At 63.2% G+C, this 11031-nt stretch carries 8 protein-coding genes and 1 pseudogene; 3 read left to right on the plus strand and 6 right to left on the minus strand.

The features are described from left to right. Positions 1-479: hypothetical protein (locus EN955_RS30930; protein ID WP_127223514.1), on the plus strand; the 479-nt coding region annotated here is incomplete at its 5' end. Between the two features lie 10 nt (positions 480-489). Here EN955_RS30930 and EN955_RS30935 read toward each other — a convergent pair. After that, a pseudogene (locus EN955_RS30935) lies at positions 490-2021 on the minus strand (hypothetical protein). Between the two features lie 107 nt (positions 2022-2128). Beyond that, positions 2129-2704, minus strand: a complete 576-nt coding sequence (locus EN955_RS30940) for a GNAT family N-acetyltransferase (RefSeq protein ID WP_024503584.1) — start codon at positions 2702-2704, stop codon at positions 2129-2131. A 65-nt stretch (positions 2705-2769) separates the two neighbouring features. Between EN955_RS30940 and EN955_RS30945 the strand changes: the two genes are divergently transcribed. Next, positions 2770-4098 carry a DNA polymerase IV gene (locus EN955_RS30945; protein WP_024503585.1) on the plus strand — a complete coding sequence of 443 codons (1329 nt, stop codon included), beginning with the start codon at positions 2770-2772 and terminating at the stop codon, positions 4096-4098. Between the two features lie 6 nt (positions 4099-4104). On the opposite strand, the gene EN955_RS30950 is transcribed toward EN955_RS30945, so the two are convergent. Further along, positions 4105-4611 (minus strand): hypothetical protein, encoded by a 507-nt coding sequence (locus EN955_RS30950; protein ID WP_024503586.1) that lies wholly within the window; start codon positions 4609-4611, stop codon positions 4105-4107. Positions 4612-4808: 197 nt separating this feature from the next. On the opposite strand from EN955_RS30950, the gene EN955_RS30955 reads away from it, so the two are divergent. Next, positions 4809-5690, plus strand: coding sequence for a DMT family transporter (locus EN955_RS30955; RefSeq protein WP_013531939.1), 882 nt, complete (start codon positions 4809-4811; stop codon positions 5688-5690). A 12-nt stretch (positions 5691-5702) separates the two neighbouring features. Here the strand turns inward: EN955_RS30955 and EN955_RS30960 are convergent, their stop codons facing one another. From EN955_RS30960 to EN955_RS30970, 3 genes are all read right to left on the minus strand, one after another. Beyond that, a complete protein-coding gene (locus tag EN955_RS30960; RefSeq protein ID WP_024503587.1) occupies positions 5703-6506 on the minus strand; it encodes a potassium channel family protein in 804 nt (267 codons plus the stop codon). 55 nt (positions 6507-6561) lie between these two features. Then, on the minus strand, positions 6562-10089 hold the full coding sequence (gene dnaE, locus EN955_RS30965) for a DNA polymerase III subunit alpha (RefSeq protein ID WP_024503588.1): 3528 nt from the start codon (positions 10087-10089) through the stop codon (positions 6562-6564). Positions 10090-10196: 107 nt separating this feature from the next. Continuing rightward, on the minus strand, positions 10197-11031 hold an 835-nt coding region (locus EN955_RS30970; protein WP_127223515.1), incomplete at its 5' end, for a biotin/lipoyl-containing protein.

The raw sequence follows: 11031 nt of genomic DNA on the forward strand, positions 1-11031 counted from the left end.
TCGCAGAGACGGCCAGCGGCCGCCTGATCGAACAGCCCGAAGTCACGGCACTGCTGGGCGATTTCTTTGATACGCAAGCCGATTGGCAAAACATTACGGACGGCGCGGCAGAGGCCCTGGCAGGGCTTGGCGACCGCGCGGAAATCATCTTGCTGACGGCCATGCCGCACAAACACCGTGCCGTGCGTCGCGTCCATCTCGACGCGCTTGGACTGAGCTACCCGCTTCTGACCACTGAAATGGCCAAAGGACCGGCAGTGGCCAAGCTTCGCGGCAAGGCCGGCCGACCGGTGGTCTTCGTCGACGATCAGCCGCACAATCTGGCGTCGGTGCGGGAATCGGTCGCCGACGCCGAACTGTTCCACCTGATGGCCGACAATTCGCTGCGCGCATTCCTGCCCCCGGTGACGGACGATGTGGTCGTCGTCCAGGACTGGCACGAAGCCGCGCCGAAGATCGCAAGCGCGCTGGGGCTCTAAACTCCAGCCTTCAAGGGTTCAGTTTCGCACCTGCGCCGCCGCTGTCGTCCCCGCTGTCATCGTCGCCGTCACCATCGTCCACGCTGTCGTCCACGGCCGGATCGGCAGGCTTCAGCATGACGCCATTGACGGTGACCGAACCGTCGGCCTTGGCGTTGACGATCCATTCCAGCCGGCCATCGGGCAGCGTCTTGCCAAAGCCCTTCGCCATGAGGGCGACTGGCACGTATTGGGCCACCTCCGGTTCCGACTTTGCCGCTTCCTGCAGGCCTTCGACAAGCTTGTCGAAGCCGGCGACATCGACGGTCACGCTACCTTCGGGCTTTTCGCCTGGGAATGTCATCTCGCCTTCCAGGGCGATCTCCGTATCCTTGTTCTTCACGGTGCTGTGGCCAAGCACGACCTTCGGCGTCTTGGCCATGAAGTCGGCCTTAAGCTGCTCGCCGAATTCGGCAGACAGCGGCGGATTCTTATTGAGATCAAAAGCTTCGATCGCCTTCTTCGCCATGCTGTCGAGATCGATATTGGCGCCGCCAAAGTTCAAATCGACATCGGTGGGCAACAACCCCACGCTCCAGCTCGGGAGAAGCTGGGTCGGCACGGTCAGTCCCGATGCCTTGATGCCGTAGGTGATCGTGCCGCTTTGGGCGACGCCGTCGGAGCCGAACACGGTGCTGAGCTGGGTGGCGCCGAAATTGCCGACCGGGCTTTCCACCGCGAAATCCTTGAAACCATAGGTCCCGTCGATACGCTGCCAAAGCGGTAAGGCGGCGAACAAAAGCGATTTGAGCTGCGCCTGGTTAGCCTTCAGCGTCGCCTCGTCCTCGTTGGCCACTGCAAATGCCAGGAGATCGAGCAATGGCTTGGTCTGCACGCCCTTGCCGCTGGCTTCGACCGATAGTTCCGGCGACCTGACGGTGACCGGGAATTTCAGCCCGCTCTCGGGGTCATCGAAATTGATCGCTTCGACAAAACTCGACACCTTCTGCGAGGTTGTGAAATCGACGCCCCCGGTCGCCGACTTGGTCGCGGCAACGGTCGCGATGCCAGCGCCGGTGCTGGCCTCCATGTGCTGCTTGGCATCCTTCGACGTCATCGTCATGCCGGCCATCGAACTGGTGCCGCTGGTGAAGGCCGCCAGATTTGGATCGTAGACGCCCGAGCCCTTGCCGTCCTTGATCGAAAACTGAGTGCTTTGCAGGCCTTCGGGTCCGTTGAACTCGAAGGAGGCGCTCTGGGAGAAATCCATCGAGACATCCCAGGATCCGTCGCTGCGCGGCTTGACCATCAGGGCGTAGGGCGCGAAGTCGAACTTCAGCAGTTTCTGGTCCGGAAATGATGCGGCAAGTGCCTTGAAATCGAACAGGATCTTGTAGGCACCACCTTCCAGCGAAACCTTCAAAATGCCTTTGTCGATCGCCTGCTTGCCGACATAGCGGGACAAGTCGTCGGACAATGCTTCGCACCCTGACTGTCGACGGTCTGACTGAGAGCAGGGGCACTCAACGCAAGAAGGAACACGAATGGCAGGGCACGGTTCACGCGAATTCTCCGTTTGACCGAGAAGAAAGGCTTTGTCCGTCTGGTATGAAATTACCGCTGCAACCGCAAGGTGAGATCGACAACGGCACCCGGGCAGGCAATCTCGATCAAAGCACCAGCCGCATCAGCGGCCGACCGGCCTTGCGTTCCAACAGCCTCTCGAAACCAGCCTTCTCGAAGACCCGCGACGAGCCGACGAACAGGCCGATCGAACGCGAATCGCGAGACAGATCTATCGGACAAGCCTCGAGCAGCCGTGCACCGTTCTGGCGGGCAAAATCGATGCCGCCTTCGACGAGGCGATGCGTGATGCCCCTGCCGCGCGCCTTGCCGCGGATGAAAAAGCAGGAGATCGCCCAGACGGCCGGATCCGTGGCGTCGGCAGGATCGACCGGTGCCGACCCCCTGCCCTGGTTGTTCCATTCGGGCACGTCGGCGCGCGGTCCGATCTGCATCCAGCCAACCGCCTGACCGTCCTCGAATGCCAGCAGGCCCGGCGGCGGGCCGGCCTCGATGCGCGCCTTGATGTGGTCCTTGTTGCGTTCCCGGCTGCTCTCGCGGCGCATCGCCGGCGCCAGCCGGAAATGCGTGCACCAGCAACCGTAGCAGGCACCTTGCTTGCCGAAGAGGTCCTCGAATTCAGCCCAAAGCTCGGGCGCAAGCGGCGCTATGGTCGTGCTCATGCGTTCTCCCCAGGCCAGCCTTGTCGCTGGCCTTGCACTGTCGTACCATTGCTTCTGTTCTCTTTATGTTCGCAGCGATGGCGGCCTCTGTCAACAATCCCGATCACGGTTTTTGCCGCGACTGCCTGATGCTTCAGCGCAGCCAGACGCGCCGCTGCGAGCGCTGCGGCAGCCCCCGGCTTGCGCGTCATCCCGAGCTTTACCGGCTGCATCTGGCCCATATCGATTGCGACGCCTTCTATGCGGCAATCGAAAAGCGCGACAATCCAGCGCTCAAGGACAAACCGTTGATCATCGGCGGCGGCAAGCGCGGCGTCGTCTCCACCGCATGCTACATCGCCCGCATCCAGGGCGTCCGCTCGGCCATGCCGATGTTCAAGGCGCTCGAAGCCTGCCCGGAGGCGGTGGTCATCAGCCCCAACATGGAGAAATACGTCCGCGTCGGCCGCGAGGTGCGCGCCATGATGCAGGCGCTGACGCCGCTGGTCGAGCCGCTGTCGATCGACGAGGCGTTTCTCGACCTCGCCGGCACCGAACGGCTGCACGGCCTGCCACCCGCTGTGGTGCTGGCGCGCTTTGCGCTGGCGGTCGAGAAGGAGATCGGCATCACCGTTTCGGCCGGCCTGTCCTACTGCAAGTTCCTCGCCAAGATAGCGTCGGACCTCCGTAAACCGCGCGGCTTCTCGGTCATCGGCGAAGCCGAGGCGGTCGGCTTCCTGGCGGCGCAGCCGGTGACCATGATCTGGGGTGTCGGCAAGGCGTTCAACGCAACGCTGGAGCGTGACGGCATCCGCACCATCGGCCAGCTGCAGCAGATGGATCGCGGCGACCTCATGCGCCGCTATGGCACGATGGGCGACCGGCTCTACCACCTTTCGCGCGGCGAGGATGTCCGCCGCGTCGATCCCGATCAGGACGCCAAGAGCGTATCGGCCGAAACCACCTTCGACACCGACATCGCGTCGCTGGAGGAACTGATCGCGGTTCTCAGGGGGCTTTCGGAAAAGGTTTCGGCACGGCTGAAAAAGTCAGGCATTGCCGGGCGCACCGTGGTGCTGAAACTGAAGAGCCAGGATTTCAAGCTGCGCACGCGCAATCGCCAGCTCGGCGACCCGACCCGGCTCGCCGACCGCATCTTTCAGACTGGGGTGGAGCTTCTGCGCAAGGAAACCGACGGCACGAAGTATCGGCTGCTCGGCATCGGCGTCAGCGACCTCTCGGACGATGACAAGGCCGACCCGCCCGATCTGGTCGACATCCAGTCGCGCAAGCGCGCCATGGCTGAAGGCGCCATCGATGCCTTGCGCGACAAGTTCGGCCGCAAAGCGGTGGAAACCGGCTACACATTCGGCAAGGGCCGCGATGCCCATCCGCCGGAGCCGCTCGAAGATTGATCTTCGTCAGGTGCGCTGCAAGTCTATCCTGCTCGTCACCACGCTCTTGCCGGTTTTCGGGTCGGTGTCGATGACGGTCAGCCGCATGCCGTTCTCGCCGCGTTTCTCGACCTTCATCTGCGCCCTTCGGTCGCCATTGACCTCCTTGGCCCAGCGAATGCCCAGGTTGATCGCATTGCCCGAACGGCTGCCGTTGAGTTGCGCCGGTCCCGTGCGAGAGCCGACATAGGTGCCGCTGTATTTGGCACCTGTAACTTTCAGATTGGCGCTGATGGCCCGCGACACCACAATGAGACCGCGGCAATTTCCATCCAGCGATAGCGAGGTTGAGGTCGCATTCGACTTGAAGCTGCACGATACGCTGACGTTCGGAGCATCCGTGGTTACCTGGACAGTGCCCTTGCCGGCGAAATTGCCCTTGAACGACTGGAGAAATTGGGTCTCGTCGGCATGTGCTGCGCCTGCCGCAACCAATAGACCGCCGGTAAGCGCGAATTGCGCGAAGGATCTCATCGAAGCTCTCCTTGTCGTTTCGAAAAAAGGCGGGGCGATCCACGAGCACGGCTGACCATCGGGACTCAACGCCACCTGCCGTTTCAGGTTCCGTCCGCCACATGACTGTTTTACAACTTCGAGCCAGTCGCGACTGGCCCAGAAGAATGCCTTGGCTAGCGGTTGCGGCAGAGGTGCTGGCCTGCGACATAGCGCGAATGGCACCCACCCCCTCGATCCCCAAGGCCGCGTTCTGGATGGCGCTGTCTATCGCCTCGTTCCTTGGCATGACGGTCGCCGGCCGGGCCACGACAGCGGAGCTCAACGTCTTCCAAGTGCTGGAGTTGCGCTCCGTGATCGGCTTCTTCATCCTGCTGCCGCTGGTGATGATGAGTGGCGGCTTTCAAGCCATGCGCACGCAGCGCCCGGTTGCCCATATCGCCCGCAACGTCATCCATTACACGGGCCAGGCGGCATGGCTCTACGCCCTCACCTTGATTCCGCTGGCCGTGTTGATCTCGATCGAATTCACCACTCCGATCTGGACAGCTATCCTGGCGGTGATCTTTCTGGGCGAAAGGCTGAACCGGCCCAAGTTGGCAGCGATCGCGCTGGGGCTGATCGGCGTGGTGATCATCGTGCGCCCCGGTGTCGGCTCGGTCGATCCTGGACATCTCGTCGTGCTGGGCGCCGCGGCCTGCTTCGGCATCTCGGTGGTCACCGTCAAGTCGCTGACCCGGACGGACAGCGTCGTACGCATCATCTGCTGGATGCTGATTGTCCAGTCGGTGGTCGGTCTCATCCCGGCGCTCTATACGTGGCGCAACCCGCCACTGGAGCTATGGCCATGGATCGTGCTGATCGCCTTCACCGGCATGTCGTCGCATTTCTGCATGGCCCGCGCGCTTGGCTATGCCGACGCGACCATCGTCTCGCCGATGGATTTTCTACGCGTGCCGCTATCGGCACTGATCGGCTGGCTGCTCTATAGCGAGCAGATCGACGCCTTCACCGCCGGCGGCGCGCTGCTGATCCTGATGGGCAATCTGCTCAATCTGCAGCGCAGGCAGATAAAGCCGGCCGAAGTGGCGGCGTCGTAGTCCCGCCGGCCGTCAGTTCCCTTCGTCGGGTATGTTGAGAAGATGGCCGCAGGCCTTGCAATGCACGGCGTCCGGCTCGTGCCGCCGCAAGCCGCACTGCGGACAGGGAAACAACACCTTGGCTGGCCGGAAGATCGCCTGAGCCAGTCTGACAAACAGCGATATGCCGATGATCATGGTGACGATTGCCGTCAGCTTGCCGGCCATGCCCGGCAGCACGATGTCGCCGAAGCCGGTCGTCGTCACCGTGGCGACAGTGAAATAAAGCGCGTCGATATAGTTTTCCAGGCCAGCGCCAGTGCGAAAGAAGAACGTGTAGACGAAGCCGGTGATGACGAACAGGAAGGTCAACAGGTTGATGACCGCGTGGCTGGCCTCTCGCCACGGCCGCAGTCCTCGCATCTCGAAATGCCGCCAGAGCGAACCGCTGCGCGACAGCGACCACAGCCGCAGGATGCGCAGGAAGGCGAGATTGGCAAACGCCGTTGGCATCAGCAGCGTCAAGAGGATGAAGACATCGACCCACGACGTCGGCTGCTTCATCAGCCGCAGCATGTTCTTGGAGGCAAGCAGGCGGGCAGCGAGGTCCGCGGCAACCAGCGCGGCCGCCGAATAGTCGAGCCAGAGGAATGACGGCTTGTCCTGGAGAACCGGCGTCGCGATGAAGAAGGCGATGATGGCGAGGTCGATGACCACAGCCACCAGCTGGAACCGGAAAGCGGCCGGCGTGCGCCCGTGATAGAGCTTGCGCAGCCTGTCGCGCAGCCGCGTCATCGCCGAATTTTCCTGCAATCCGTTCTTGTCCGCCGCTTTCATGACGATTGCGGCAAGAGCCGCCCGGCTAATTGCCGCCTACCAGGAAGAGCGGTGATCACACCAGTTCCACTTCGACCACGCCCGGCACCGCGCGCATCGCCGAGGCGATCTGCGGCGAGATACGGTAGCGGTTCGGCAGCTCTATCTCGATTTCCCCCTCGCCTTCTTCCTTGATCAGCACGAAACTGACCTGGCCTTCGCCCCTGACGGTCAGTTGGCCGGCCAGCGTGTTGATCGGCGTGGCGTTGCGCACGAAGATACGCAGCGCCTTCTGGATGCGACTTGCCTCATCCTCCAGCGACTGCACCGAGTTGATGCGCAGATTGACGCCTTCCGGCCTGTCCTCGGCCGCAACGGTGATGACGACGGAGCGGCCGGCCTCGAGCAGGTCGCGATACTGTGCCAGTCCTTCCGAAAACAGCACGGCTTCGTACTGGCCTGACGTATCCGAAAAGGCGATGACGCCCATCTTGTTGCCGGTGCGCGTCTTGCGTTCCTGCTTGGATGTCACCGTGCCGGCCAGGCGGCCGGCGGCGGCACCGCGTTTGACGGCCGCCGAGAACTCGGCCCACGTTTGCACCCGCATCTTCTGCAGGGCCGCCTTGTACTCGTCGAGCGGGTGGGCCGAGAGGTAAAAGCCGACCACCTGGAATTCACGGTGCAGCCGGTCGGCGGCGAGCCACGGCTCTGTCGCCGGCAGATTGAGTGCCTGCGACTGGGCGCCGAGCGAGGCGCCGAAGATGTCGTGCTGTCCGGAAACCGCGTTCTGCTGCGCCAGCGACGCCAGCCCCATCATGCGCTCCACGCCCGCCATCATCGACGCGCGGTCGTGGCCGAAGCAGTCGAGCGCGCCGGCCATGATCAGGCTTTCGAAGACGCGCTTGCCGACGATCTTGGGATCGACCCGCTCGCAGAAATCGGCGAGGTTCTTGAACGGCTTTTCGCCACGCTGGGCAACGATGTGCTCGACCGCCGCGTCGCCGACGCCCTTGAGCGCTGCCAGCGAATAGTAGATGCGGTTCTCGCCGACCTCGAAGGGGCGAAAGCTCGATGTCACCGACGGCGCGAGAACCTCGATGCCGAGGCGCAGCGCGTCCTGGCGGAAATCGGCGAGCTTGTCGGTGTTGCCCATGTCGAGCGTCATCGACGCCGCCAGGAACTCGACCGGATAATGCGCCTTGAGATAGGCGGTCTGGTATGAAACCACCGCATAGGCGGCGGCGTGCGATTTGTTGAAACCATAGTCGGCGAACTTGGCCAGCAGGTCGAAAATGAAGTCGGCTTGCGGCTTGCCGACGCCACGCTCGACCGCGCCGGAGACGAAGCGCTCGCGCTGCTTGTCCATCTCGGCGCGAATCTTCTTGCCCATGGCGCGGCGCAGCAGATCGGCTTCGCCGAGCGAGTAGCCCGACAGCTCCTGCGCGATCTGCATCACCTGTTCCTGGTAGACGATGACGCCTTGCGTCTCCTTCACCAGATGGTCGATCTTGGGATGGATCGAGGCCATCTCCTCCTCGCCATGCTTGCGGGCGTTGTAGGTCGGGATGTTTTCCATCGGGCCGGGTCGATACAGTGCGACCAGCGCGATGATGTCCTCGATGCAGTCGGGCCGCATGCCGATCAGCGCCTTGCGCATGCCGGCACTTTCCACCTGGAACACGCCGACCACTTCGCCGCGCGACAGCATGGCGTAGGTCTCGGGATCGTCGAGCGGGATGGTTGCCAGGTCGATCTCGATGCCGCGCCGGCGGATCAGCTTCACCGCCGTCTCCAGCACGGTCAGCGTCTTCAGGCCGAGGAAGTCGAACTTCACCAGTCCGGCCTGCTCGACATATTTCATGTTGAACTGGGTGACGGGCATGTCCGAGCGCGGATCGCGGTACATCGGCACCAGCTCCGACAGCGGCCGGTCGCCGATGACGATGCCGGCGGCGTGCGTCGAGGCATGGCGGTAGAGGCCTTCCAGCTTCTGCGCCATGTCGAGCAGCGTCTGGACGATCGGCTCCCTCTCGGCCTCTTCGGCAAAGCGCGGCTCGTTGGCGATGGCGTCGGCGAGCTTGACCGGATTGGCCGGGTTCTGCGGCACCATCTTGGAGAGCTTGTCGACCTGGCCATAGGGCATCTGCAGGACGCGGCCGACGTCGCGCAGCACGGCGCGCGCCTGCAGCGTACCGAAGGTGATGATCTGGCCGACCTGGTCGCGGCCGTATTTCTGCTGGACGTAGCGGATGACCTCCTCGCGCCTATCCTGGCAGAAGTCGATGTCGAAGTCGGGCATCGACACGCGGTCGGGATTGAGAAAGCGCTCGAACAGCAGCGAGAAGCGCAGCGGATCAATGTCGGTGATGGTGGTCGAATAGGCGACCAGCGAGCCTGCGCCCGAACCGCGGCCAGGCCCGACCGGAATGCCTTGCGCCTTGGCCCATTTGATGAAGTCGGCAACGATCAGGAAGTAGCCGGGAAACTTCATCTTGGTGATGATGCCAAGCTCGAAGTTCAACCGCTCGCGGTATTGCTCGACCGTATAGCCCGCGGTCGGGCCATGCATGGCAAGGCGCGCGTCGAGCCCCTCATGGGCCTGGCGGGCCAGTTCGTCGGCTTCCGCCTGCACGGCGGCGTCATTGTCTGCGACATCGCCGCCGGTGAAGCGCGGCAGGATCGGATTGCGGTTCTTCGGGTAATAGGAGCAGCGCAGCGCGATCTCGACAGTGTTGTCGATCGCCTCCGGCAGGTCGGCAAAGAGCCTTGCCATATCGGCCTGGCTGCGCAGGAAATTGTCGGGCGACAGCCGGCGGCGGTTGTCAGCGGCAACGACCGATCCCTCGGCAATGGCAATCAGCGCGTCATGTGCATCATAGTCGTCGCGAGAGGAAAAGAACGCCTCGTTGGTGGCGACCAGCGGCAGTTCATGGGCATAGGCCAGATCGATCGAGGATTTTTCGATCACGCGATCATAACCGGAAACCCGGTCAAGCTCGACATAGAGCCGGTCGCCGAACATCTCCTTGAGGGTCAAAAGCCGGGCTTCGGCCAGATCGCGGCGATCTTCCTTGAGCGCGGTGCCGATCGGTCCGCGCGGTCCGCCGCTGAGGCAGATCAACCCGTCACAATAGCCTTCCATCATTTCGGTGGTCAGGTGCACGGCTTCGCCCGGCGGCGTTTCGAGGTAGACGCGGCTGACCAGCCTGACCAGATTGGAATAGCCCGCCTCGGTCGCGGCAAGCAGGACGACCGGCCGCATATCGGGACCTTGCCGTCGGCGGTCGCGCTGGCCATCGCTGTTTTCGCCGGAAAAGGCGAGCGCCGTCTGGCAGCCGATGATCGGCTGGATGCCGTCCTTCACCGCCTTCTGCGCGAATTCGAGCGCGCCGAACAGGTTGTTGGTGTCGGTAACGGCGATGGCCGGGGCTTCGTCCTTGACCGCATGAGCCACCACCTTGCCGATCTGCAAGGCGCCTTCCAGCAGCGAATAGGCCGAATGCACGCGCAAATGGACGAAGGGCCGCGCCGGGGCCTCCGGCCGCGCCGCAGCAATCGCCGCTTCTCGCTTCAAGGGATCGCGGGGGAGTTTTTCGTCGGCCATGGTGCTGCGTGAAGGTCCTTGAGTCGATGGAGATGTATTGTCCGGGACCGCGCCATGCCAGTCCAGCACAAACCACTGCTGATCACAGGCTGCCTGCCCGGCTAGCCCTAAGCAAACTCCATGATCACGGCGTCGACAGCCAGGCTGTCGCCCGGCTTGGCGTTGAGTTTGGAGACGACAAGGTCGCGTTCGGCACGCAGCACGTTTTCCATCTTCATCGCTTCGACCACAGCCAATGTCTCGCCTGCCTTGACCTCCTGGCCTTCGGCAACGGCAATCGACACGACAAGGCCGGGCATCGGGCAAAGCAGCAGCTTCGACGTGTCCGGCGCCACCTTTTCGGGCATCAGCCTTTCCAGTTCGGCGGTGCGCGGCAGCATGGCGCGCGCGGTCACCGACATGCCTTTCCAGGCGATGCGAAAGCCATTGGCGACCGGCCTGACCTGAGCCGTAACCTTGCGCTTGCCGACCGTACCGCGCCAGACCAGATCGCCCGGCCGCCAGTCGGATGCAACGGTCAGCGCCTTGCCGCCCGCGATCGACAGATCGACTTCCATCGGAATGGAAATCATGCCCTCGATGATGGACGCCGACAGATAGTCATCATCGATCTTCACGACCCAGTCGCGCTTCAGCGCTCCCGAATGCGGCGCCAGGCGCCCGCCCAGCCGGTCAAGCCGATCACGTCGCAGCAGTTCCACTGCGGTCGCGATCGACGCCAGCACCGCTTTCTCGTCGTCGTTCGGCACGACCGGCGCGAAACCGTCGGGATATTCCTCCGATATGAAAGCGGTCGATATCCGCCCTTCCCGCCAACGCTGATGCTGCATCAAGGCAGCCAGGAACGGAATGTTGTGCTCGATTCCGTCGACGACGAAGCTGTCGAGCGCTTCCGACATGGCATCGATGGCTTCCAGACGCGTCGGCGCCCAGGTGCACAGC

Origin of the sequence: Mesorhizobium sp. M7A.F.Ca.CA.001.04.2.1 (assembly GCF_003998485.1) — a bacterium.
GTDB classification, from domain to species: domain Bacteria; phylum Pseudomonadota; class Alphaproteobacteria; order Rhizobiales; family Rhizobiaceae; genus Mesorhizobium; species Mesorhizobium ciceri.

Bases quoted from the DNA above. Each gene is read 5' to 3' on its own strand.
- EN955_RS30960 (WP_024503587.1), bottom strand. From the start codon at position 6,506: ATGAAAGCGGCGGACAAGAACGGATTGCAGGAAAATTCGGCGATGACG.
- dnaE (WP_024503588.1), bottom strand. From the start codon at position 10,089: ATGGCCGACGAAAAACTCCCCCGCGATCCCTTGAAGCGAGAAGCGGCG.
- EN955_RS30950 (WP_024503586.1), bottom strand. From the start codon at position 4,611: ATGAGATCCTTCGCGCAATTCGCGCTTACCGGCGGTCTATTGGTTGCG.
- EN955_RS30940 (WP_024503584.1), bottom strand. From the start codon at position 2,704: ATGAGCACGACCATAGCGCCGCTTGCGCCCGAGCTTTGGGCTGAATTC.
- EN955_RS30955 (WP_013531939.1), top strand. From the start codon at position 4,809: ATGGCACCCACCCCCTCGATCCCCAAGGCCGCGTTCTGGATGGCGCTG.
- EN955_RS30945 (WP_024503585.1), top strand. From the start codon at position 2,770: ATGTTCGCAGCGATGGCGGCCTCTGTCAACAATCCCGATCACGGTTTT.